Below are 24162 nucleotides of genomic sequence, written 5' to 3'. Positions count from 1 at the left end.
CAACTGCGACGTGGTTGCCCCGTCACCCGGGTCGCGACGCCCGCCGACGACTCAACGCCGCTCGCGCGGCTTCGCCCGATGGGTCGGCGTGGCGGTCCATGGATCGTCCGGCCACGGGTGGCGCGGGTAGCGACCCTTCAGTTCCTTCTTCACTTCCGGATACGTGCGTTCCCAGAACCCCTTCAAATCCTGGGTCACCTGGATCGGCCGGCCGGCCGGCGAGAGCAAGTGCAAGGTGACCGGGATGCGCCCGCCGCCGATGCGCGGCGTGTCGGCCAGGCCGAACAGTTCCTGCAGTTTCACCGCCAGCACCGGCGGCTCGCCTTCGGCGTACTCGAGCCGGCGGCTCTGCCCGCTCGGCACCACCAGGCTTTCCGGCGCTTGCGCGTCGAGCGTGCGGCGCTGTTCGTAGTCGAAGCGCGACGCCAGCGCCTGCGACAGTTCTTCCGCGCCCAGCGCATCGAGCCGATGCCTGCCGTCGAGATGCGGCGCCAGCCAGTCTTCCAGCGTAGCGAGCAGCGCCGCCTCGGAAACATCCGGCAACCCCAGTTCGGGCATCCACGCGCGCAGCGCCTGCATGCGTGCGCGCAACTGTCGCGCATGGTCGCTCCACGGCAGCGCGTCGAGGCCGCGGGCGCGCACGGCGGCAAGCAGGGCCGGCAGCGCGTCGGCGGGTTTCACCGGCACGCTGCGGCGCTCCAGTACGATCGCGCCGAAGCGCCGCTCGTCGAACGCCTCGGCGGCGCCGCGCTCGTCGTTCCAGTGCAGCGTGCGTTCGCGGGAGAACTGCGCGGGATAGTCGCGTTCGAGCACGCGCGGATCAAACGGTGCAGCGGCCAGGATCAGGCTGTCGCGCGCCTCGAAACGCAGGTCCAGCGCGACCAGCCACGGCTCGCCCAGCAGCGCGGTGTTTTCGTGCAGGCGCGCGCCGCGGCCATTGGCCAGCGTGTAGCGCAGCGGGTTGCCGTCGTCGCGATGTGCGACGCGGTCGGGGAACGCGTGCAGCAGCAGCTCGCCAACCGCGTGGCTGTCCGGCGCGCCGCTGGCCGCAGTACGGACGTCCAGACGTCGGCGCCAGCCCTTGCTGGCCTGCTCGATCGCGGCCAGTGCGCCGCCGTCGACGTCACCGCGCAAGGACGGACCGCGCCGGTCGCGCCACGCATGCAGCGCGGTCACGCGCGCACGGAAGTCGTCGTTGTACGCGTCACTGCCGCGCAGCGGCGAGCGTGCGTCCATCAGCGCGAGCAGGTCGGCAACCAGCGCGCGCAGTTCGACAGGTGCACGCAGTGCCGCCGCGGCCAGCCGCGGGCTGGTGCCCAGTTCCAGCATGCGCCGGCCCAGCGCGGTGATGCGGCCGTCGTCATCCAGTGCGGCCAGCGCGACCAGCAGTTCACGCGCCTGCGCGAGCGCGCCGGACGGTGGCGGGTCGAGCCAGCGCAGAGTGTCGCCGCCTTCTGCGCTGACGCCCCAGCCGGCCAGCTCCAGCGCCAGGCCGGACAATTCGGCCTGGTTGATTTCCGCGCCGCGCGCCGGCTCCAGCCGCCGGCTTTGCGGCCACAGCCGGTACGCCGTACCCGCCGCCACGCGGCCGGCGCGGCCGGCGCGCTGGTCGGCCGAGGCCTGCGAAATGTTGACGGTCTGCAGGCGGGTGAAACCGGAGTTCGGATCGAAGCGCGGCTCGCGCGCCAGCCCGGCGTCGACCACCGCACGGATGCCCGGCAGGGTGACGCTGGACTCGGCCACGTTGGTGGCGAGCACGATGCGGCGCAAGCCCGGCTCGACAGGTGCCAGCGCGGCCTGCTGTTCGGCCAGCGAAAGCTCGCCATGCAGCGCAAGCACGTCGACATCGTCGCGGCTCAGGGTTTGCCGCAACACACTTTGCGTGCGCGCGATCTCGCGGCGGCCGGGCAAGAACGCCAGCACGTCGCCGTCGTTTTCTTCCAGCGCCTGTCGCGCAACCCGGGCCAGCTGATGCTCGACGGTTTCCTGGGTGCGCGCCGGCGGATGCTCGATGCGTACCGGAAAACTGCGGCCGGGGCTGGACAGGCGCGGCGCATCCAGCCACGCCGCGATGCGCTCGCCATCCAGCGTGGCCGACATCAGCAGCAGGCGCAGCTCCGGTCGCAGCGTGGCCTGCACGTCCAGCGCCAGCGCGGCGCCGAGATCGCCGGCGAGATGCCGTTCGTGGAACTCGTCGAACACGATCGCACCGATGCCGGCCAACTCCGGATCGTGCTGGATCAGGCGGGTGAGGATGCCTTCGGTGACCACCTCGATGCGGGTCGCCGCGCTCACCTTCGACTCGAAGCGGATGCGGTAGCCGACGGTCTGCCCGACCGCTTCGCCGAGCTGCTGCGCCATGAACTGCGCGGCGGCGCGCGCGGCGATCCGGCGCGGCTCCAGCATCACGATCTTCTGCCCGGCCAGCCACGCCGCGTCGAGCAGGGCCAGCGGCACCTGGGTGGTCTTGCCCGCGCCCGGCGGCGCCTCCAGCACCAGCCGCGGCTGCGCCGCCAGCGACGCACGGATCTGCGGCAGCAGCGGGGTGATCGGGAACGAAGGCGGCGCACTGCTCATCGCCCGCATGATAGCGGGCGCCGTCGTGCGCCTGCTCCGATAGATCAGAACATCCCTACGGTTTCGTGCCGGTGCCGGCCGGTGCGCGCAGCGGCTCCAGCGATTCGAACTTGCTCTGGTAGTCGTCGGTGATCTGCTTCGCATCCGCACCGCCGCGAATCACCCGCGGCGTGATCAGCACGATCAGCTCGGTGCGGTTGCGGCTGCGGTTGGTGCTGCCGAACAGCCGGCCCAGCACCGGGATGCGGTTGAGCCCCGGGATGCCGGTGTCGGTGTTGCCCTCGGCCTGCTGGATCAGGCCGCCCAGCAGCACGGTCTGGCCGCTCTGCACCGCAACCTGGGTGGCCAGCTTGCGCTGCGAGATGGCCGGGTTGCCGTTGACCAGCGGCACCGACTTGTCGGCCTGGCTGACTTCCTGGCTGATGTTCATGTAGACCAGGCCGCCGGGATTGATCCGCGGCTGCACGTTGAGGATCACGCCGGTGCTCAGGTAGTTGACCTGGCTGTAGCTGGTGGTCGTGCCGATGCCGGTGTTCACGCTGGTCTGGTTGATCGGAATCTGGTTGCCGACCGCGATGCTGGCCACCTGGTTGTTCATCACCACCATCGACGGCGCCGACAGCGTCTTGGTGTTGCCGCTGGTCTCCATCGCGCGCACGGCAACCTGCAGGTTGCTGTTGAGGAAGGAATAGAAGAACGGCTCGCCGCCGAACGCGTTGCCGCCCTGGCCCAGCCCGAGCTGGCGATGCCGGTACGGCTGGCCCGGCTGGAACGTGCCGTCCGACGTGCTGCCGGTGCTGCCGGTCAGTCCTTCCAGGTACCACTGCACGCCGAACTGGAATTCACCGGTGAGGTTGACCTCGAGGATGCGCGTCTCGATCTGCACCTGCAGCGGCACGTTGTCGAGCTTGTTGATCGCGCCCTTGATCTCCTCCCACTGCGACGGACGCGCGCGCACCAGCAACTGGTTGCTGCCGTCGACCGAGCTGATCCGCACGCTGCCGTCGCTGGAGCTGTACTGCTGGTCGCTGGCCGCGCCGTTGTTGCCGCCCGCCGGGTTGCTGCCGAAGCCGGTCGAGCTGCTGCCGAAACCGCCGCCGGCCGCGGCGCCGCCCTCGCGGCCGCTGCCGCTGGTGCCGCCGAAGCCGCTGCCCGCGCTGGCGTTGTTCTGGCCGCCGTTGCGCGACGCGTCGGCCGGGCTGCCGAAGCTGCCGGCGGTACTGCCCATGCTGGTCGCGCCGGCGTTTTCGGCGCTGCCCAACGTGGCACCGACCAGGCCCGGCCCGACCTGGCCGCCGTTGTCGCCGCCGCTGCCGGCGCCGTTGGTGTAGATCTGCGCTAGATATTTCGCCAGGTCCGACGCCTTGATGTTGCGCACGTCGTAGACGAACAGCTGCGGCTCGTTGCCGCCGCCGCGGTCGATGCGGGCGATCCAGTCGCCGACTTCCTGCAGGTACTCGGGCTGGGTGCTGATCACCACCAGCGCGTTGGTGCGCTCGATCGGGATGAAGCGCAGCATGCCGGCCAGCGGAGTGTCGCCGTGCACGCCGAACATGCCGTCCAGCTTCGGCATCAGCTCGCCCACGTTCGCGTACTGCAGGTTGAACACGCCCACCGACATGCCGCGCAACCAGTCGACGTCGAACGTGCGCACCATGCTCTGGTAGTTCGCCAGCTCCTGCGGCGTGCCGGACATCACCAGCAGGTTGCGCGCCGGGTCCACCAGCAAGATGGCGTCCGGCCGCGCGAACGGCTTGATCAGTTTCTGCATCTCGCTGGCGGAGATGTAGCGCAGCGGGAACAGCCGCGCCTGCATGCCGCCCTGCGGCGCGGCGGCGCCGAGGCTGGGCACCAGGTTGCCGGCCACCGCATCCTTCTGCGGCATCACCACGTAGCCGCCGTCGCGACGCACCAGCGCGTTGCCGGTCCACGACAGCAGGGTCTCCAGGATCGGCAGCGCCTGACTCGAATCGACCGGCTCGGAGGTGGAGAACGAGATGTTGCCCTGCACGCCCGGCACGATCGTGTAGTTCTGCTTGAGCAGATCGCCGAGGATCGCCTTGACCACCGCCTGCACCGGCTGGTTCTCGAAGTTGAACGTCACCGCGCCGTTGCCGCTGGCCGCCGGTCGCGGCGTGGCCAGCGCGCCGGGGCGGATGAACTGGCCGCTGCCGTGGCTGACCTCGGCGGTGGCCGTGGTTGCACTGCGGCTGCCGCCGTCGTTGTTCAACGGCAGCGGTGCCGGTGCCGGGTTCTGCGTGCCGGCCATCGCCTCGCGCTGCAATGCGCCGTCGTCATGCGGCTGCGGCAGGCTGGCGCAACCGGCCAGGCCCACCGCGAGGGCAAGCGCGGCGGTGCGCAGGATTTGCTGGGTGAGCGTGCGGGACATGGGTCAACGTACTCCTTCGTGGGCCGCGGCGGCACGGGCGGCCCGACGTTTCTGGATGTTTTTGCGCAGCCGCTCGGCGGCCGATTCCCTGGCAGATTCCGGTGCGGCCGCCGAGGCGGGAGGCACCGGCACGATCGTGGCGCGACCGGAGCCGCTGCGGCCGGCCGCTGGCGCCCCGGCTGCGCCCGGCGCGACCTGCATCGCCGCATCGCCGGCAGCCTGGCCGCGTGCGTCCGGCCCGGCCCGCGGTTGATCGATCGGCGCGCCGGCCGGCAACTTCAGTTCGGTGCGTCCCGCCGCCGAATCGAACAGCGCCGAGCGCGGGCGCAGCTCGACCAGCTTCACGCTGCCGTCGGGCAGCGCCTCGCCTTCGCGCAGGCGCACCTGCTTGTCGCCGTTGCGATCGTGCAGCAAGGCCATGCGCAGATCGGGGGTGAGGATGATGCCGGTCAGTTCGAGATCGCCGAGGTTGCTGCCGCCGTCGGCGGCGTGCGCGACCGGCTTGCGGTCGGGGCTGAACAACGGCTTCTGCCAGACCAGCGCGAACTGCTGCAACGGCACCGGCTGCGGCAGGTTGGCCGGATTGCCGGCCGGCGGCAGCGGCGCCAGCGATCGCGGCTCGTCCCACTGCGCACCGCGGCCGATGCCGGCCAGCAGCAACAGCAGCACGGCGCCCAGCAGCAGCACGAACACCACCAGCCACGGGGTCAGCTGATGCTGGTTGGCGGCGTTCATGGCGCGGCTCCCGCGGCATCGGGCGAACGGCTGGACGGCGCCGGCGCAGTGCGTGCCGGGCGCACGTAGCCGGACAGGGTGAACTGCACTTCCAGCGGCACGGCACTGTCCTGCTGCGCGGCGACCGGGTTGCGGTAGACGCTGAGGTCGTCGACGAACAGGTATGGCGTGCCCTGCTCCAGCGCCTGCAGCACCGCCGCCAGCGGCTCGACGTCGCAGCTCAGGCTGATGCTCACCGCCGCCTTGCGGTACGGCTCGCCGGCGGTGGCCGGCGGATTCGGCAGCGGCATCTTCTGGCTCACCACGCAACGCCCGCCCGTGGTGTTGCCGGCGACCACGTCAACCACGCGTTGCATCAGGTCCGCCGCGGCAGTGTTCGGATCGGCGGCGGCGAGGAACGCGCTGCTGGCGGCCTGGCCGGCGCCGAGCGCGGCGATGCGCTGCTGCAGTGCCGGCTTCTCCGCGATCGCGGCGGCGTAGCGGCTGTGCGTGTCGCGCAGATCGACCATCTCGCTGCGCACCTGCTGCAGCGGCGCCACGAACCACCAGTGCAACAGCACGAAGTAGGCCAGCAGCAGCGCCAGCAGCAACAGGAGGATCGCCGCGATGCGGCTGTCGCGCGGGCTCAGGGCGATCATCTTCATGGCGTACTCCCGCCGGGAGCCGGAGTCGTCGCTGGTGGCTTCGGCTGGTTCACGCGGGCGGTCAGGTAGAAGCGCTCCTTGCCGGTGGTCGGATCGGGCTGGATGCTGCCCTGGAAACTGGCGTCGGTGATCAGCTTCGAATCCTTCAGCGCGTCGAGCAGTTTCGCGGCCTGCTGGCTCTGCCCCTGGAAGCCGACCTGGCCGGTGTTGTCGACGCTGAAACGTTCCAGCCACGCGCTGTCCGGCAGACGTGCGGTGACGTCCTGCAGCAGGCTGAGCATGGCCACCGTGTTCTTCTTGCGCTGGGCCAGAAAGCCGGCCGCACCGGCGTTGTCCTGCAACTGCTGGCGCAGCGCGGCCACCTGCTGCGCCTCGCCGCGCATCGCCTCGACCTCGGCCTGCATCTGCGCCAGCGCCACCTGCCGGTTGTGCAGCCACTCGCCCAGCACCAGGGTCAGCAACAGCACGCACGCGGCCGCCAGGATCAGGTTCAGCCGGCGGCGCGGACGCGCGCGATGCGGCACCTGCTCCGGCGGCAGCAGGTTGACGCCGAGACGGCCGTCGCCCACCGCCAGGTCCGCCGCATCGACCGCGATGCCCTGCGCACGCAGGCGCGCCAGCAAGGGATCCAGCGTGTCGCGGGTGACTACGACCAGCTCCGCGTTGAAGCGCCCGGGCGCGGCCGGCGTGCCCAGTTCGCGCGCGGCGTAGTACACCTGCGCCACGCCGAACGGGGTCTGCCGGTCCATCTCGAAACCGGCCACCTGCAGCAGGTTGTCGCGTGCGGCCAGCGGCAGCGCCAGCGAGCGCCGCAGCACCACCGCCGGCGGCAGCAGCAGCGCCAGTCGCAGATCCTCGCGATCGACGCGCTGCAAGGCGGCGTTCAGCGCGAGCGGGGTGACGCGCCCTTCATCGGCCACCGCATCGGCGGCGTCACCCCAGCTCGCCAGCACGTCGCCGTGGCCGCTGCGGCGCAGGCTCCACTGCGTACCGGCGTGCTGCAGCAGATGCCAGTCCGCGCCGCTGCCGAACCAGCCGCGCCAGCGTGGCGGCAACATGCCGCGCAGCTCGCCACCCCACCAGCCGAGGAACCCCGGCAACGGCGAGGCACGCCAACTGCGGCGTACACGATCCACCCACGGCCGCAGCGACTGCGTTGCCGTATTCATTCTGCCTCCCCCTCCTGCCAGCGCAGCACGCCATACGGTTGCGCCTGCCCCGCCTGCAGGCGAATCGTGGCGCGCAGGACTGCGCGCGTGCCGTCGGCCAGCGTGGCCTCGGACCGGATACTATGCGTCGTTCCGTTGTTCAGGACCAGCTGCGGATCATTCGCGTTCCGCTGCCGCGCCGCCTCGACCATCTTGCGCTGCTCCGGCGTCATTCCCGGGATCGCCGCCAGCGCCAGCGGCGGCGCGGTGTTCGGGTCCGGGCTGGCGCCGCCGGCCCAGATCGTCACCACCGGCGCCACCTGCCGGTACAACGCCGGCGTCATGCCCAACACCATCTGCAATTCCTCGACGCTGGCGAACGGGCCGTGGCGCGGGCCGTAATCGCGCCCGTCCGCCACATAGGCGGCACGCTGGCTGGCGGCCTCCCCTTCGAGGCCGACCGGGTTGCGCCAGTCGACCACGCGGCCGGCCAGCGCTTGCGCCTGGTCCGACTTCAGCCCGGCAGCCTGGAACAGGCCCTGCAGCACCTCGGGCGAGGCGGCGTTGAGATCGACCTTGCCGCCTTCGTCGATCGCACGCACGCTGACCGTGGCGCCGTCGTAGCGGAATGTATAGGGCCGCCCATCGGCGACCCAGCGCTGTTGCTGCTGCGGGCTCTGCAAACCGTAGACGGCACGCATCAGGCCAGCCTCGGCAGCGTAATGCGCCTGGGTCTGGGCGAACTGGTAGCGCGCCTGCAGGCCTTCGGTGCGCGCCAGCGCGGCGTAGCCGCCGAGCAGGATCGCCAGCAGCGTGCACGCCCACAGCACCAGCAGCAGGGCGACCCCGCGCTGGCTGGCCGGTGACCGCCATCCACGCTTCATCGTATGCTCCCGCCGCGCATGCGCAGCTGCGGCAAGCCAGTCTGCGCCGGATTCACCCGCAGCGGCACGTCCAGTTGCGGCCAGCCCACCGTGCCCAGTGCCTGCAGCTCGACGCGCACCAGCTGCGGCAGCAGGCGGCCATCGGTCCAGGTCGGCGACCACGGCAGCGCGGCGCCTTGCTGATCGACGCCGCGATAGCTAAAGCCGCCGGTCTTGATGTGATCGAGCAGCACCTGCGGCTCGCCCAGCGGCTGCGGCGGCTGGCCGTCCGGCGGTAGCAGGGCCAGGCTCAGCTCCAGCCGCAGGCCGCCGTGGCCGTCGTCGACCAGCTGCAGCCGCTGCAACTGCGGGCCCAGCTTGCCGAGATAACCGGGCAGCGGCGCCACGTAACGCATCTCGCGCGCGCTGCCCTCGAAATAGATCGGCTCGCCCTGCTCGGTGTGGCCGATCGGCTGGGTCAGGCTTTGCGCCAGCTCGCGGCGCAGGAACTGCTGGGCCGAACGCACCTGGTCGATCCGCTCGATCGCCGCGGTGCCTGAGCGCACGCTGTGGGTGGCGGTACGGATGCCCGAATACACCCCGACCAGCAGCAACGCCAGCAGCACCAGCGCGGCCAGCACTTCCAGCAGGGTGAAGCCGGCGGCGCGTTTCACGGGGACACCTGCGCATCGTTGGCAAGCACCGGCCCGCCCAGCCGCAGCGTACGGAAATGCGCCGAACGCGGATGCGCCGGCGGCCCCCACGATACGGCCAGGTCCAGCTGATACAGCTGCAGCGGCGCACCCGGCAGCGCCGGCCCGGCCTGGTTCCACGGGGTCACGTCGAGTTGCCAGCGGTACTGCGGATTGAAGCGGCCGGAGCGGCTGCCCGGCTTGACCGGCTCGCCCACGAACGCGCTGTCGAGCAGGCTGCGCGCCCACATCGCCGCTTCGCTGTGCTCGGCCGCGTTGTGGGTCAGGCTGATCGAGGCGCCGGCCACCTTCATCAGCGCGGTGAACGCGATCGCCAGCAGCATGATCGCGGCGATCACTTCGAGCAGGCTGAAGCCGTTTTGGTGACGGGATTGGGGATTCGGGATTGGGGATTCGGCAAGGCGCGCCAGCGCCGGCCGCCCGCTTTTGCGAATCTCGAATCCCGAATCCCCAATCCCGGCTCTCATCGCTTCGCCACCGCATCGACCACGCGCACTTCGCCGGTCAGCCACGACACGTTGACGTGCCACTCGCGCCGGCCGCTCTGCAGCGTGATGCGCCCGCCGGTGGAACTGCCGTCGGGGAAGAAGCGGATGCGCCCGGTGTGGTCGTTCGGCTGATCATCCTTCGCGCTGGTGATGCTCACGCGCAGGCCCTTCGGCAGGCGCACGTCCTGCCGCTTCGCGCCGTCGTAGCTGTTCGCGCGGGTATCCACGTCGAAATGCTGTTCCTCGCCGCGCACGATCGCCTGCGCGCGGGTGGCGCGCAGCGCGCCGGCCAGCTCGCTGCTGGCCGCGCGCACGCGGGCACTGGCCAGGCCCTGGGTCACCGAGACCGACACCGCTGCCACCGCGATCCCGATCAACAGGATCACCGCCAGCATTTCCAGCAGGGTGAAGCCGTGGGCGCGCGATACGCGCCCGGGATTCGGGATTCGGGATTCGGGATTCGCAAAAGCGGGCGGCCGGCGCTGGCGCGCCTTGCCGAATCCCGAATCCCGAATCCCGAATCCCGGCTTCATTGCCAGTTACCCACGTCCTTGCTGTAGCCGTCGCCGCCCGGCTTGCCGTCCTGGCCGTAGAAGATCAGGTCGAAGCTGCCGTTCTGGCCCGGATACTGGTAGCCGAACGCGTGGCCCCACGGGTCCTTCAGGTCGGACGCCTTCGCGTACGGGCCCTGCCAGTTCGGCGCGTTCGCCGGCTTCACCGCCAGCCCTTCCAACTGTGGCGGCGGCGCGCCGTTGTCGAGCGCGTAGTTCTCGATCTTCTGGCTCAAGGTCATCAGCTGCGCCTTGCCGGCGCCGTACTTGCCCTTGTCGACGTTCTTGCCGACCTGGGTCACCACCACCGCGCCGATGATGCCGATCAGCACGATCACCGCGAGCATCTCCAGCAGGGTGAAGCCGGCGTTCGAACCGGGGCGTCGTGGTTGCCTTTGCTGCATGTGGATCACCTCGGATATGCGAATGGAATGTCTACTGGATATTGCTGGTCAGGCTGAGCAGCGGCAGCAGGATCGCGGCCATGATGATCGCCACCAGCACGGTCATCACGATGGTCAGCGCCGGCACCAGCGCCGCCAGCAGGCGGTCGATCGCGCGCTTGGACTCGAGCTCGAAGGTGTCGGCGACTTTCAGCAGCATGGTGTCGAGCTGGCCGGCTTCTTCGCCGACCTGCACCATCTGCATCGCCAGCCGCGGGAACAGCTTCGACTGGCTCAGCGCCAGGCTCAGGCCTGCGCCGCTCTTGACCTGCTCGTGCGCCGCGTCCAGCGCCGCGTCCAGCGCGCGGTTGCCGGTGACCTGGCGCGCAATGGTCAACGCGCTCAGCAACGGTACGCCGTTCTTCAGCAAGGTGCCCAGCGTGCGTGCGATGCGCGCGGTTTCCACCTTCAGCAGCAGCGGGCCGACCAGCCGCAGCCGCAGCAGGCGGGCGTGCCAGGCCAGCCGCGCCGCCGGATCGCGCAGCCGCGCACGCCAGGCGAACACGCCGCCGCCGAGCAGCAGCAGGATCAGCCACCACCACGATTGCAGCGCGTTGCCGAGCGCCAGCACCGCGGCGGTGATCCATGGAATCGGTACCTGCATGTCCTCGAAGATCGGCACGAACTGCGGCACCACGTAGGCCAGCAGCAGCACCAGCGAGCCGAGCACGCCGACCAGCAGGAACGCTGGATAGATCAGCGCATTGACGATGCTGCCGCGCAGCTGCTGCGCGCGCTCCAGGTAATCGGCCAGCCGGCGCAGCGTCTCTTCCAGCGAACCGCCCGCCTCGCCGGCGCGCACCAGGCTGACGTACAGCTTGGGGAACACGCCATGTTCCTCGTCCAGCGCCGACGACAGGCTGTTGCCGCCGCGCACGCGATCGCGCACGCGCTCGACCAGCTTCTTCGCGTGCTCGCCCTCGGGCAGTTCGAGCAGGATGCCGAGCGCACGGTCCAGCGGCTGGCCGGCGCCGAGCAGGGTCGCCAGCTGATGGGTGAACTGGGCCAGCTGATCGCCGCTGAACGGACCGCGCTTGAACAGCGCGGCGAAGCCGCTGCCACCGCCGGCACCGTCGGCCGGCAGGGCTTCCAGCGGCGTGTGGCCCTGGTCCTGCAGGCGGCCGATCACTTCCTCGACGCTGGAGGCTTCCATCTGCCCCTGCAGCGTCTCGCCGGCGTCGTTGACCGCCTTGTAGCGGAACTGGGTCACGGGGAGGCCGGGAATCGGAAATGGGGAATCGGGAATCGTAAAAAGCACGATCGACTCGCCCCGGTAGCGTCAACGCCATGATTCGCTACGGCCAAAGTGCAAGGAAGCATCGCAGGCGACGCTCTGCGATTCCCGATTCCCCATTCTCGATTCTCAGCCTTCCTGCGTGACACGCAGAACCTCCTCCAGCGTGGTGATGCCGGCCACGGCCTTGGCGATGCCGTCCTCGTACATCGTGCGCATGCCTTCGGCGCGCGCCTGCCGCTCGATCTCGCCTTCGTTGGCGCGCTGCATCACCAGGCGGCGCAGCGGATCGCTCATGGTGAGGAACTCCATGATCGCGCGGCGGCCACGGTAGCCGGTGGGATTGGCCGCGCTGCTGCCCGGCTTCCACAGGCGGATCGGACGCTCGTCGGTGTACTTGTGCAACTCGAACTGCTCGATCACCTCGGGCAGCGCTTCATAGGGAATCGCCGTTTCCGGATCGAGCCTGCGTACCAGTCGCTGCGCCAGGATGCCGTTGATGGTGGAGCCGAGCAGATAATCCTCCACGCCCATGTCGAGCAGGCGCGTGATGCCGCCGGCCGCCGAGTTGGTGTGCAGCGTGGACAGCACCAGGTGGCCGGTGAGCGCGGACTGGATCGCGATGCGGCAGGTTTCCAGATCGCGCATTTCGCCGATCATGATCACGTCCGGGTCCTGGCGCATGATCGAACGCAGCGCGCCGGAGAAATCCAGCCCGATCTGCGGCTTCACCTGGATCTGGTTGATGCCTTCGAGCTGGTACTCGACCGGATCCTCGACGGTGATGATCTTCACGTCGTTGGTATTGATCCGCGACAGCGCGGTGTACAGCGTGGTGGTCTTGCCGGAACCGGTGGGGCCGGTGACCAGCAGGATGCCGTGCGGCTTTTCCAGCACGTCGACGAAGCGCTGCTGGAAGCTGTCGGTGAAGCCGAGCGAGGCGAAATCAAACACCACCGATTCGCGGTCGAGGATGCGCATCACCACCGACTCGCCGAAGCTGGTCGGCACGGTCGACACGCGCAGGTCGAGCTCCTTGCCCTGCACGCGCAGCTGGATGCGGCCGTCCTGCGGCAACCGGCGCTCGGCGATGTTCAGCCGCGCCATGATCTTCACGCGCGAGATCACCGCGGCGGTCGATGACGACGGCGGCGCTTCCACTTCATGCAGCACGCCATCGATGCGGTAGCGCACCTTCAGGCGGTTCTCGAACGGCTCGATGTGCACGTCCGACGCACGCTGCTCGACCGCGCGCTGCAGGATGAGATTCACCAGCCGAATCACCGGCGCCTCGGAGGCGAGATCGCGCAGGTGTTCGACGTCGTCCTCTTCCGCCGCGCTGCCGTCGAGGTTCTCCACGATGGTGCCCATCGCCGAACGGCCGCTGCCGTAATAGCGTTCGATCAGGCCGTCGATTTCCGAACGCAGACCGACCCGCAACGCCACCGGTCGACCGGCGGCGAGTTCCACCGCCTGCAGCGGATACGGATCGGCCGGATCGGCCACCAGCAAAGCCAGGCCATGCGCGTCATCCTGCACCGGCACCACGTGTTGCTGCTTCAGGAAGCGCAGCGATACATCGAGGTCGGTCGGCGGCAGTTCCGGCGCGTCGCGCGCCGCCAGCAGCGGCACCTGCAGCAGGTCGGCCCAGGCCTCGGCCAGGTCGCGCTCGGACACCAGCCCGAGCCGCGCCATCAAGGTGGTCAGCGTGCCCTCGGCCGATTCCTCGTGCAAGCGGCGGGCGCGGCCCAGGTCGCTGTCCTTCAGGCGGCCGCGCGCGACCAGCCACGCGCAGACTTCCGCCTCACGGTCGCCCCCAACCATGCCTGTCCCGCTGACCGCCGGCTCAATGGCTGCCGACATCTTCCACCCCGCTCGATACCTGCAAAAGTCGCCGACGCCCCCTGCAGCGAAACGGCGGTCGTCATTGTTATCACATACGCCAGCCGGCAAGCGAGCATCACTCGCCGCCATATCCTGCCCGTTCATGCTGCCTGCTTGCCGCGAGCACCTATTGTGATGGCTGCACCCGGTCTCATGGGCGTCCGCGGCCTAGGAAAATTTCCCGATCCGCGCCGGGTCCGGGATGCCCCCGGGATCGAGGCGGTGGCCTGCGCTCGCCGGGGTCTGGGACAATACCGGTCTTCGATGACCGGTCACCCACCATGCAACTGCTCGACATCGGCGCCAACCTCACCCACGAGTCGTTCCATCACGATCTCGATGCCGTGCTGCAGCGCGCACGCGCGCAGGGTGTGACGCGGATGGTGGTGACCGGTGCGTCGCGCGACGGCAGCGAGCATGCGTTGGCGCTGGCGAAGGCGCACCCCGGCACGCTGTTCGCCACCGCCGGCGTGCACCCGCACCACGCGATCGACTACGACGACGCCACCGATGCAACGCTGCGCGAACTGGCGCGGGATCCTGCGGTACGCGCGGTCGGCGAAACCGGACTGGACTACAACCGCAACTATTCGCCGCGCGACGTGCAGTTGCAGGTGTTCGAACGCCAGCTGCAGATCGCGGCCGACCTGCAGATGCCGCTGTTCCTGCACCAGCGCGACGCGCATGCGGATTTCGTCGCGCTGCTCGGGCGCTACCGCGACAAGGTGCCGGGCGCGGTGGTGCACTGCTTCACCGATACCGGCGAGGCGCTGCGCGACTACCTGGCGCTGGACTGCCACATCGGCATCACCGGCTGGATCTGCGACGAACGCCGCGGCACCCATCTGCGCGAACTGGTGCGCACGATTCCGGCGAACCGGCTGATGATCGAGACCGACGCGCCCTACCTGCTGCCACGCACGGTGCGCCCGCCGCCGGCGCACCGGCGCAACGAGTCGATGTACCTGAAACACATCTGCGAAGAGATCGCGCGCGACCGCGGCGAGCGCGTGGAAATCACCGCGGCGAACAGCACGGCGACAGCCGAGGCGTTCTTCGGATTGGCGTGAGCTGCCGTACTCCCGCCCCTGCGTGTACATGCAGGGGCGGACCGGGTAGGGGCTCTCAGTCCGCCAGTACCCGCGTTTCGCCCGGCGCCAGCCCGTCCAGCGCGTATTCGCCGATGCGTACGCGGATCAGCCGCAGGGTCGGGAAACCGACCGCCGCGGTCATCCGGCGCACCTGGCGGTTGCGGCCTTCGCGCAAGGTGAGGCTGAGCCAACTGGTGGGAATCGCCTTGCGGAAACGCACCGGCGGATCGCGTGGCCACAGCCAACCCGGCTCGGTGAGGGACGTGGCTTCGGCCGGCAGGGTCGGGCCGTCGTTCAACACCACGCCGCGGCGCAGCACCATCAAGGCCGCTTCGTCAATCGTGCCGTCGACCTGCGCCAGGTAGGTCTTGGCCTGCTTGTGGCGAGGGTCGGTGAGCCGGTGCGCCAGCCGGCCGTCGTCGGTGAGCAACAGCAATCCTTCGCTGTCGTGGTCCAGCCGTCCAGCCGCATAGACGTCTTTTTGCCCGACGAAATCCGCCAGCGTGGCGCGGCCGCGATCGTCGGTGAACTGGCACAGCACGCCGTACGGCTTGTTCAGCGCAATCAGCACGGCGTGCGTCGGGTCAGGGCGTCGAAGCCGCTGCCGGCACCACAGGCTTGACGAAGCGCAGGGTCATCCGGTCGGACTCGCCGATGGCCAGGTACTTGGCCCGATCCTGCTCGCCCAGGGTAAGCGTGGGCGGCAGCGTCCACACGCCCTTCGGGTAATCCTTGGTGTCCTTCGGGTTCGCGTTGATCTCGCTGCTTTCGTCCAGCGTGAAGCCCGCGTCGGTGGCCAGCTTCACCACGTAGCTGGTGGGCAGGTAGCCGCTGCGCTTCACCGCTTCCAGCGAGGCGCCGTCGTCGGCGCGGTGATCGACCACGCCGAGTACGCCGCCGGGCTTGAGCACGGCGAAGAACGCCTTGAACATCGCCGGCGCGGTGTCGGACCCATCTTTACTGGTGGCGATCCAGTTGTGCACGTTGCGGAAGGTCAGCACCAGGTCGGCCGAAGCCGGCGCGCCGAACACCGGCGCCTTCGGATCGAACTGCACGATGCGGGCGTTGCCGTAGTGCGCTGCGTCGGCGGCGAATTTCTTGCGCAGGGCGCTGTCGTCGCTGCGTGCCTCGCTGTCGGCGCCGGGCGCCTTCTCCGCCGCGACATAGTGGCCGTTGTCGTGCAGCAGCGGCGCCAGGATCTCGGCATACCAGCCGCCGCCGGGGGTGATCTCGATCACCGTGCGGTCCGGGCGCACGCCGAAGAACTGCAAGGTGGCCTTGGGGTGGCGATACACGTCGCGGGCGCGGTTCGCCGGCGAACGCCAGCTGCCGGCCAGCACGCTGTCCAGCTGCGAGGCGGTGAAATCACTGGCGCTGGTGGGGGGCACCAGCATGTCGGCCGGCTGGTCCGGCTCGGCCGAGGCGGTGTGCGCCACTTGCGCGCCGGCCACGGCGGGCAGACCCAGGCAGGCCGCCAGCAGCAGTGCCGCGACCAGGCGCGCCGTACCCATCCTTGCCACTTGTGTCCCGCGGTTCATCGTTGACTCCTTGGCGCGTTGGCCGTCCGGATTTGACGCAATATCACGAAAATCATGTGCAGACTGGGTAGATAACTCAAAACGGCCGCGGGCACACCGATTGCAGACCGTCGATGTGTTCGTGCAGATCCGGCGCGATGCCCTGCCACATCGGGTCGAGGATGAAGTCGACGCCTTCGTAGCGGGCCAGCTTCGCGGCCGGGATGAAATCCGCGTCGCCGGCGATCAGGATGATCTGGTCGACCAGCTTCTTGTAGGTCAGCGCGGCGATGTCGATGCCGATCTTCATGTCGACCTGGGTCTGCCGCATGTCCGGCTCGAAATGTTCGTCGCCCAGATCGTCCCAGTGCAGGCTGCCGTCGCGCAACTGCTGGTAGGCGTTGCGCTTCAACTGCCACTCGCCACGCTCGGCCAGCCGGCCCAGCCGCAGCGCCATCTTGCGCTGGCGGCGCAGCTGGTCGTGCAGCTCGCGGCGGAACGCGGCGGCGCCGGTACGACCGAAGTCGATGCTGTCGCCACTGATCGGCTTGATGAAGCTCTTTTCCAGCGGCGGGCAGTCGTAGAAGAAGATGCGGTACAGCTGCTCGCGCGGCCGGTCGACCGCCTTCAGATGCTCCAGCGCCATGCTGAACACGGTCTTCGCCACCGCGCGCGCGTCGCCGGCGTCGCGCTCGCCGTAGACCTTGCGGTAGCGGGCAAGAAAAAAAGCGCCGTCGACGAGGATGGCGGTGCGGTTCATGGAACAACCTTATGCATGGCGTGTACGGATATAAAAACGATGGCCGCCGCCGGCAGGATGGGGCCGGCGGCGTGTGCGCATTCTACGTCAGTAGTGGATCACCGAGCGGATCACCTTGCCTTCGTGCATCAGCTCGAACGCCTCGTTGATGCGTTCCAGCGGCAGCACCTCGGTGATCATCTCGTCGATCTTTATCTCGCCGGCCAGGTAGCGCTCGACGTAACCGGGCAGCTGCGAGCGGCCCTTCACCCCGCCGAACGCCGAACCGCGCCAGACCCGTCCGGTAACCAGCTGGAACGGTCGCGTGCTGATCTCCTGCCCGGCACCGGCCACGCCGATGATGATCGACTCGCCCCAGCCCTTGTGGCAGCACTCCAGTGCCGAGCGCATCACGTGCACGTTGCCGATGCACTCGAACGAATAGTCCACGCCGCCGTCGGTGAGCTCGACGATCACCTGCTGGATCGGCGTGTCCGGGTAATCCTTCGGATTGATGAAGTCCGTTGCGCCGAGCAGCTTCGCCATCTCGAACTTCGCCGGGTTGGTGTCGACCACCACGATCCGCCCGGCCTTCGCCATCACCGCGCCCTGCACCACCGACAGGCCGATGCCGCCCATGCCGAACACCGCCACCGACGCGCCCGGCTCCACCTTCGCCGTGTTCAGCACCGCGCCGATGCCGGCGGTGATGCCGCAACCGAGCAGGCACACCTTCTCCAGCGGCGCCGCCTTGTTGATCTTCGCCACGGAGATTTCCGGCAGCACGGTGTATTCGCTGAACGTGCTGGTGCCCATGTAGTGCAGTAGCGGCTTGCCGTTCAACGAGAAGCGCGAGGTGCCGTCCGGCATCAGGCCCTGGCCTTGGGTGACGCGGATCTTCTGGCACAGGTTGGTCTTGCCGGAGCGGCAGAATTTGCACTCGCCGCACTCGGGCGTGTACAGCGGAATCACGTGATCGCCGACCTTCAGCGAGGTGACGCCTTCGCCGACTTCCTCGACGATGCCGCCGCCCTCGTGGCCGAGGATCACCGGGAACAGGCCTTCCGGATCGGCGCCGGACAGGGTGAACGCATCGGTGTGGCACACACCGGTCGCCACGATGCGCACCAGCACCTCGCCGGCCTTCGGTCCCGCCACGTCGACCTGTTCGATGCTGAGCGGTTTGCCTGCTTCCCAGGCGACGGCGGCACGTGACTTCATGATTCAACTCCTTGGGGGGGACGGAGGGCATTAAGTTGCAACTTAATGCCCTCCGTCCCCCATGGTAAACCGCATCAACTCACCGCCGTGTCATCGGGCCGAAACGCCGACATCTGCCGGCGGTAGTCGTCCGCCTCGGCCAGCAGCCATTCGCGGAACAGCTGCAGGCCGCGATGCTCTTGCGAGCGTGGCGGATACACCAGCCAGTACGCCTCCTTCACCGCCAGGTAGTTTTCACCCAGCACCTGCAAGCGCCCGGCGTCAATCAGCGACTTCGACGTCACCATCCGCCCCAAGGCCACGCCGAGGCCTTCCAGCGCCGCGTGACGCAGCGCATCGAGGCTGTCGAACTGCGCCACGTAGCGCGTCGGTGCCGTGCCGCCGGTGCGGTTGAACCAGTCGTTCCAGCGCGTGGAAGGATTCGGTTCGCCGAGCAACGGCCAGCGCGACAGGTCGTGCGGATCGGCGCCGGCCATCCGCGCGATCAACTCGGGCGCGGCCACCGGTGCGATCCATTCGCCGAACAGCCGTTCGCAATGCAGGCCGGCCCATTCGCCGCGACCGTAACGCAGGGCCACGTCGACCGGTTCGCGCGCGAAGTTCACCAGCGTCGAACCGGACTGCAAGCTGAGCTCCAGCTCCGGATGCGCGGCAACCAGTTTCGGCAACCGCGGCACCAGCCAGCTCGACATGATGCCGGGGCTCGCGCTGAGCGTGAGCGCATCGTGGTGGCGCGTGCGGTAATGCGACAGCGCGTGTTCGATGCCGTCGAAATGTTCGCCGACCGCCTCCAGCAGACTGCAACCTTCAACCGTCAGCGTCACCCCGCGTGGGCCACGTTCGAACAGACGCCGCTCCAGGCGTTCCTCCAGCTGACGCATCTGATGGCTGAGCGCGCTGACGGTGAGGTTGGCCTGCGCCGCGGCGCGCGACAGATTGCCCAGCCGGGCGACCAGCACGAACTGTTGCAGCAGCCCCAGCGGCAGCTTTCCCATCTTGAATATCCCTCAAGGCTGGCTTGCGAATATATCGCTTTTTGGCGACCTCCGACACGCGTACCTTGAGCGCACCCCAAGTCCAAGGCTTCCCAAGGAGGCTTCCCCCATGAGCTCGATCTGGAAAGATTTGCTGTTCCTGCACGGTCACCTCACCAACATCGATCCGTCCTGGCGGCCCGACCCACCCGACGATGCGGGCGAACGCAAAGCCATCGCCGACAAGGCTGCCGCCAAGAAGGCCAAGTCGATCGCGGTGATGTGCTGTGCATCGACCTGGCCGCGACTCGTCCGGCCCCGTTGACCCGCACCACGGCGGCCGGCGCTTGATTCCGGCGCCGGCCGCAACCACCTCGGATGGAGTGTCCCCCGCCCCATCCGAGGTTTCTCCATGCAGCAGCGTCCGCTCGGCCATTCGCCGCTTTCCATCGCCCCACTCGCCCTCGGCGGCAACGTGTTCGGCTGGAGCGTGGACGAGAAGCGCGCGTTCGAACTGCTCGATGCCTTCGTCGACGCCGGCGGCAACCTGATCGACACCGCCGACGTCTATTCGGCCTGGGTGCCGGGCAACGCCGGCGGCGAGTCGGAAACCATCATCGGCAAGTGGCTGAAGAAGAGCGGCAAGCGCGACCAGGTGTTGATATCGACCAAGGTCGCCAAGTGGGCCGAGCATCCCGGCCTGTCGCCGGTGAACATCCGCCAGGCGGTGGATGGTTCGCTGCAGCGCCTGCAGGTCGACTGCATCGACCTGTACCAGGCGCACCAGGACGACGCCAGCGTGCCGATGGAAGACACCCTGGGCGAATTCGCCCGGTTGATCGAGGCCGGCAAGGTACGCGTGATCGGCGCGTCGAACTTCAGCGCCGCCCGCTTTGCCGATGCGCTCGCAGTATCGAAACGGCACGGCCTGCCGCGCTACGAAAGCCTGCAGCCGGAATACAACCTGGTCAGCCGCGCCGGCTACGAGAAGGAACTGGAGCCGCTGATCCGGCGCGAGAACATCGGCGTGATCGGCTATTACGCGCTGGCCAGCGGATTCCTCAGCGGCAAGTACCGCAGTGAGGCCGACCTGGCCAAGAGCAGCGCACGCGGCGGCGCGGTGAAAAAATTCCTGAACCCGCACGGCCTGCAGGTGCTCGCCGCACTCGATGCGGTGGCTGCCGCGCACCACGCCACACCGGCCCAGGTCGCGCTGGCCTGGCTGATCGCCCGCCCGGGCATCACCGCACCGATCGTCAGCGCCACCAGCGTGGAACAGTTGCGGGAATTGCTCGGCGCCACCTCACTGCCATTGAGCGACAACGAGATCGCGCAACTCGATCTGGCCAGCGCCTGACCAATCCGGCTTCAGTAGGGCTGGAGAGTGCCCACCCTGCGAAAGGCCGTTTACTCCGGCACGTCGACCTGATAACCATCGGCCCGCAGCGCAGCCAGGTAGCCATCCGGCTTCAGCAGCTCGTCCATCGGCAGCAGCGCGAAGGTCTGCGCGTTGCCGGTCAGCGCCTTGCGCGCGGCGGCCAGCCACACGGCGCGCTGCTTCGCCGGGACGTCATCGAGGCCGAGCGCCTGCGCAAAGCCGGCGCCGGCGACCGCCGCCACGCAGGCATCGTGGCGGTCGCTGTCGGGCAGTTCGCGCAGCGCCTGCAGGTCGCCGGTGGCCCAGGCATTCGCGCGCGCGGTCATCGCCGGCATGTCGTGCTCGACGCTGTCCAGGGTGCGGATGAAGCAGGTGGTGTCGCGCGGCGCGGCCTGCTTGAACGCCTTGATCGCCGCACGCGGGTGCTCGATCAGCACGTGGTAGTCGGTCGGCAGCTCAGGCACGCCGTGGCGCTTGGCCAGTGCGTCGATGTTCGCCTTGATCCCGCCGGAACGGCTCAAGCCATTCGCCTTCAGCGCCTTGCGGTACAGCTCCTGCGACGCGAACAGCGGCCGCCAGCGCTCGATGCCGCGATCGTCGCCGATGTACTTCTGCTTCAGCGTTTGCCAGCGCGCATACACCGGCGGCGGCAGCACCTGCTGCAGGGTTTCGCCATCGGCGTTCTTGCGCGCGCTGTAAGCCGAAGGCAGCAGGAACATCTTGCCGAGAAAGCCGACGTCGGCCTTCAACTGCACCGAAGGCGCCAGCAGCACCTGCTGCGAGGCGCCGATCACCTCATCCACTTCGCGCGACTGCCATTGCATGGCGCGCGGCAGCGGCGACAGCGTGCCGAGCACCCACATCACGTGATCGCCCTTGCTCACCTTCCACAGGCCGGGGCCGGGCTGCACGCCGCTGACCACCACGGCAGGCAGGTCGGCCACATCCGGTGCCGGCGGCATGGCCGCCGATTGCGCGAACGCCGGCAGCGGTGCGCCCAGCGCGAACAGGAAAGCGAGGTGCAGCAGACGCATGACGGACGGCTCCGGCTTCGACAGTCGCCATTGTGGCAGGGCGATGCTGAGTCGCAGATGGCCGGCGCGGACAAAAGAACGGGGCGCCCCGCGGCGCCCCGTTCCGCAACGCAACGTCACATCACGCCGACAGCTTCGCCAGCGCGGCGTTGAAGGTAGCGCTGGGGCGCATCGCCGCGCTCACCCGCACCAGGTCGGGGTGGTAGTAGCCGCCGATGTCGACCGGCTTGCCCTGCACGCGGTTGAGCTCGTCGACGATGGTCGCCTCGTTTTCCGTCAGCGCCTGCGCCAGCGGCGCGAACTTCACCTTCAGCGCGGCGTTCACGTCCTGCGCGGCCAGCGCCTGCGCCCAGTACAGCGCCAGGTAGAAGTGGCTGCCGCGGTTGTCGATGCCGCCGACCTTGCGCGAGGGCGACTTGTCGGTGTCGAGGAACTTGCCGTTGGCCTGGTCCAGCGTCTTGGCCAGCACGTCCACCTCGGCACTGCCGTAGCGGCTGCCCAGGTGTTCCAGCGACGCGGCCAGCGCGAGGAATTCGCCCAGCGAATCCCAGCGCAGGTAGTTCTCTTCCAGGAACTGCTGCACGTGCTTCGGCGCGGAGCCGCCGGCGCCGGTCTCGAACAGGCCGCCGCCGGCCATCAGCGGCACGATCGACAGCATCTTCGCGCTGGTGCCCAGCTCCATGATCGGGAACAGGTCGGTGAGGTAGTCGCGCAGGACGTTGCCGGTGACCGAGATCGTGTCCAGACCTTGGCGGATGCGCTCCAGCGAGAACTTCGTGGCCGCCACCGGATCCATGATGCGGATGTCCAGGCCGCTGATGTCGTAATCCTTCAGGTAACGCTCGACCTTGGCGATCACCTGCGCGTCGTGCGCGCGTGCCGGGTCCAGCCAGAACACCGCCGGCGTGTGCCGCGCGCGACTCACCGCCAGCTTCACCCAGTCCTGGACCGGCGCATCTTTCGTCTGGCACATGCGCCAGATGTCGCCGGATTCCACGTCGTGCTGCAGCAGCACGTTGCCGGCCGCGTCGAGCACCTTGACCACGCCGTCGCCGGCGATCTGGAAGGTCTTGTCGTGCGAGCCGTATTCCTCGGCCGCCTGCGCCATCAGGCCCACGTTCGGCACGCTGCCCATGGTGGCCGGGTCGAACGCGCCGTGCGCCTTGCAGTCGTCGAGGGTTGCCTGATAGACACCGGCGTAGCTGCGATCGGGGATCACCGCCTTGACGTCCTGCAACTGGCCCTGCGCGTTCCACATCTTGCCGGAGTCGCGGATCATCGCCGGCATCGACGCATCGACGATCACGTCGCTGGGCACGTGCAGGTTGGTGATGCCCTTGTCCGAGTTGACCATCGCCACGCCCGGGCGCTGCGCGTACTCGGCGTCGATGTCGGCCTTGATCTGCGCCTGCTGTGCTTCCGGCAACGCGCCGAGGCGCGCGTACAGGTCGCCGATGCCGTTGTTCGGATTGAAGCCGACCTGCTTCAGCGCGTCGGCGTGCTTCGCCAGCACGTCCTTGTAGAACTCGCTGACCGCCACGCCGAACATGATCGGGTCGGACACCTTCATCATGGTGGCCTTCAGGTGCAACGAGAACAGCACGCCCTGCCGCTTCGCGTCCGCGATCTGCGCATCGACGAACGCCGCCAGCGCCTTGCGGCTCATCACCGCGCCGTCGATGATCTCGCCGGCCAGCAGCGCGGTCTTCGGTTTCAGCACGGCGTGGCTGCCGTCCTTGCCGAACCATTCGATGCTGACGTTGCCGGGCTGCCCGATCAGCGCGGATTTCTCGCTGCCGTAGAAATCGCCGCCGTCCATGTGCGCCACGTGGGTCTTCGAATCCTTGCTCCACGCACCCATCTTGTGCGGATGCTTGCGTGCGTAGTTCTTCACCGAGGCCGGCGCGCGGCGATCGGAATTGCCCTCGCGCAGCACCGGGTTCACCGCGCTGCCCTTGACCCGGTCGTAGCGCGTCTTGATGTCCTTCTCGCCGTCGTCCTTCGGCGCATCCGGGTAATCCGGCAGCGCATAACCCTGGCCCTGCAGTTCCTTGATCGCCGCCTTCAGCTGCGGCATCGAGGCGCTGATGTTCGGCAGCTTGATGATGTTCGCCTCCGGCATGGTGGCGAGCTGGCCCAGTTCGGCCAGGTCGTCGGCCAGCCGCTGGCCTTCTTTCAGCGCTTCCGGAAACAGCGCGACGATGCGTGCGGCCAGCGAGATGTCGCGCGTCTCCACCCGGATGCCCGCCGTGCCGGTGAACGCAGCGACGATCGGCAGCAGCGACTGCGTGGCCAGGAACGGAGCTTCATCCGTGAGCGTGTAGATGATCTTGGGCGTGGTGGACATTGTCTGCGTGGACCTCTTTAGCTACTGCATTGGCCGGAAGGGGACGGCGGGCGGCTTGATACCCGCGGCCCTTTGATACAAGCCTCCCATTGTCGCGTTTTCGTCGGGGAGGGGAAAGCGCGGCTGCGGCCATGCGGCAACATGCGGCGACGTACGGCACGCCACGCGAGGCAAAACGACGAGGGCGCGGCA

At 68.7% G+C, this 24162-nt stretch carries 22 protein-coding genes; 3 read left to right on the top strand and 19 right to left on the bottom strand.

Features of this window, described 5'->3' with window-relative positions; genetic code table 11:
- Positions 1–51: 51 nt before the first annotated feature.
- From hrpB to gspE, 12 genes are all read right to left on the bottom strand, one after another.
- Positions 52–2577, bottom strand: a complete 2526-nt coding sequence (hrpB, locus tag ASG75_RS14305) for an ATP-dependent helicase HrpB (RefSeq protein ID WP_056390960.1) — start codon at positions 2575–2577, stop codon at positions 52–54.
- 55 nt (positions 2578–2632) lie between these two features.
- Positions 2633–4966 (bottom strand): type II secretion system secretin GspD, encoded by a 2334-nt coding sequence (gene gspD / locus ASG75_RS14300; protein WP_056390957.1) that lies wholly within the window; start codon positions 4964–4966, stop codon positions 2633–2635.
- Positions 4967–4969: 3 nt separating this feature from the next.
- Entirely contained in the window at positions 4970–5701 is a 732-nt protein-coding gene (locus tag ASG75_RS14295; protein ID WP_056390954.1) for a hypothetical protein, read from the bottom strand.
- Positions 5698–6345, bottom strand: a complete 648-nt coding sequence (gene gspM, locus ASG75_RS14290) for a type II secretion system protein GspM (RefSeq protein WP_056390951.1) — start codon at positions 6343–6345, stop codon at positions 5698–5700. The genes ASG75_RS14295 and gspM overlap by 4 nt, the downstream gene beginning before the upstream one ends.
- On the bottom strand, positions 6342–7514 hold the full coding sequence (locus tag ASG75_RS14285) for a PilN domain-containing protein (protein WP_056390947.1): 1173 nt from the start codon (positions 7512–7514) through the stop codon (positions 6342–6344). The genes gspM and ASG75_RS14285 overlap by 4 nt, the downstream gene beginning before the upstream one ends.
- Positions 7511–8377 carry a type II secretion system protein GspK gene (locus ASG75_RS14280; RefSeq protein WP_056390945.1) on the bottom strand — a complete coding sequence of 289 codons (867 nt, stop codon included), beginning with the start codon at positions 8375–8377 and terminating at the stop codon, positions 7511–7513. Before ASG75_RS14280 ends, ASG75_RS14285 begins: the two co-directional genes overlap by 4 nt.
- On the bottom strand, positions 8374–9030 hold the full coding sequence (locus tag ASG75_RS14275; protein ID WP_056390942.1) for a prepilin-type N-terminal cleavage/methylation domain-containing protein: 657 nt from the start codon (positions 9028–9030) through the stop codon (positions 8374–8376). The genes ASG75_RS14280 and ASG75_RS14275 overlap by 4 nt, the downstream gene beginning before the upstream one ends.
- Entirely contained in the window at positions 9027–9536 is a 510-nt protein-coding gene (locus ASG75_RS14270) for a prepilin-type N-terminal cleavage/methylation domain-containing protein (protein ID WP_082547628.1), read from the bottom strand. The genes ASG75_RS14275 and ASG75_RS14270 overlap by 4 nt, the downstream gene beginning before the upstream one ends.
- On the bottom strand, positions 9533–10003 hold the full coding sequence (locus ASG75_RS14265; protein ID WP_268793549.1) for a GspH/FimT family pseudopilin: 471 nt from the start codon (positions 10001–10003) through the stop codon (positions 9533–9535). The genes ASG75_RS14270 and ASG75_RS14265 overlap by 4 nt, the downstream gene beginning before the upstream one ends.
- An 83-nt stretch (positions 10004–10086) precedes the next feature.
- Positions 10087–10512 carry a type II secretion system major pseudopilin GspG gene (gspG, locus tag ASG75_RS14260; protein ID WP_082547626.1) on the bottom strand — a complete coding sequence of 142 codons (426 nt, stop codon included), beginning with the start codon at positions 10510–10512 and terminating at the stop codon, positions 10087–10089.
- 31 nt (positions 10513–10543) lie between these two features.
- Positions 10544–11761 (bottom strand): type II secretion system inner membrane protein GspF, encoded by a 1218-nt coding sequence (gspF, locus tag ASG75_RS14255; RefSeq protein WP_056390937.1) that lies wholly within the window; start codon positions 11759–11761, stop codon positions 10544–10546.
- Positions 11762–11914: 153 nt separating this feature from the next.
- Positions 11915–13609: a type II secretion system ATPase GspE gene (gene gspE / locus ASG75_RS14250; protein WP_200935721.1), complete on the bottom strand. Its 1695-nt coding sequence runs from the start codon at positions 13607–13609 to the stop codon at positions 11915–11917.
- Positions 13610–13950: 341 nt separating this feature from the next.
- On the opposite strand from gspE, the gene ASG75_RS14245 reads away from it, so the two are divergent.
- Positions 13951–14739 carry a TatD family hydrolase gene (locus tag ASG75_RS14245; protein ID WP_056390931.1) on the top strand — a complete coding sequence of 263 codons (789 nt, stop codon included), beginning with the start codon at positions 13951–13953 and terminating at the stop codon, positions 14737–14739.
- 55 nt (positions 14740–14794) lie between these two features.
- On the opposite strand, the gene ASG75_RS14240 is transcribed toward ASG75_RS14245, so the two are convergent.
- The 5 genes from ASG75_RS14240 to ASG75_RS14220 all read right to left on the bottom strand — a co-directional run bounded on the left by ASG75_RS14240 (position 14795) and on the right by ASG75_RS14220 (position 19232).
- Positions 14795–15331, bottom strand: a complete 537-nt coding sequence (locus ASG75_RS14240) for a pseudouridine synthase (RefSeq protein ID WP_056390927.1) — start codon at positions 15329–15331, stop codon at positions 14795–14797.
- 13 nt (positions 15332–15344) lie between these two features.
- On the bottom strand, positions 15345–16298 hold the full coding sequence (locus tag ASG75_RS14235) for a class I SAM-dependent methyltransferase (protein ID WP_056390924.1): 954 nt from the start codon (positions 16296–16298) through the stop codon (positions 15345–15347).
- Between the two features lie 76 nt (positions 16299–16374).
- Positions 16375–17037 carry an NYN domain-containing protein gene (locus ASG75_RS14230; protein WP_056390920.1) on the bottom strand — a complete coding sequence of 221 codons (663 nt, stop codon included), beginning with the start codon at positions 17035–17037 and terminating at the stop codon, positions 16375–16377.
- A gap of 87 nt (positions 17038–17124) precedes the next feature.
- Positions 17125–18237, bottom strand: a complete 1113-nt coding sequence (locus ASG75_RS14225; RefSeq protein ID WP_056390917.1) for an S-(hydroxymethyl)glutathione dehydrogenase/class III alcohol dehydrogenase — start codon at positions 18235–18237, stop codon at positions 17125–17127.
- Positions 18238–18311: 74 nt separating this feature from the next.
- Positions 18312–19232, bottom strand: coding sequence for a LysR substrate-binding domain-containing protein (locus ASG75_RS14220; protein ID WP_056390912.1), 921 nt, complete (start codon positions 19230–19232; stop codon positions 18312–18314).
- A 109-nt stretch (positions 19233–19341) separates the two neighbouring features.
- On the opposite strand from ASG75_RS14220, the gene ASG75_RS14215 reads away from it, so the two are divergent.
- Both ASG75_RS14215 and ASG75_RS14210 read left to right on the top strand, forming a co-directional pair.
- Complete coding sequence (locus ASG75_RS14215) at positions 19342–19536, top strand: hypothetical protein (protein ID WP_056390908.1); 195 nt, start codon at positions 19342–19344, stop codon at positions 19534–19536.
- An 87-nt stretch (positions 19537–19623) separates the two neighbouring features.
- Positions 19624–20568 (top strand): aldo/keto reductase, encoded by a 945-nt coding sequence (locus tag ASG75_RS14210; RefSeq protein WP_056390905.1) that lies wholly within the window; start codon positions 19624–19626, stop codon positions 20566–20568.
- Between the two features lie 50 nt (positions 20569–20618).
- Here the strand turns inward: ASG75_RS14210 and ASG75_RS14205 are convergent, their stop codons facing one another.
- Positions 20619–21623 (bottom strand): TraB/GumN family protein, encoded by a 1005-nt coding sequence (locus ASG75_RS14205; RefSeq protein ID WP_056390902.1) that lies wholly within the window; start codon positions 21621–21623, stop codon positions 20619–20621.
- Between the two features lie 121 nt (positions 21624–21744).
- Entirely contained in the window at positions 21745–23970 is a 2226-nt protein-coding gene (locus tag ASG75_RS14200) for an NADP-dependent isocitrate dehydrogenase (RefSeq protein ID WP_056390900.1), read from the bottom strand.
- Positions 23971–24162 lie beyond the last annotated feature (192 nt).

The organism is Rhodanobacter sp. Soil772 (genome assembly GCF_001428385.1).
Taxonomy (GTDB): domain Bacteria; phylum Pseudomonadota; class Gammaproteobacteria; order Xanthomonadales; family Rhodanobacteraceae; genus Rhodanobacter.
The sequence above is the reverse complement of the archived record's forward strand: the minus strand, read 5'-3'. Positions and strand labels throughout refer to the sequence as shown.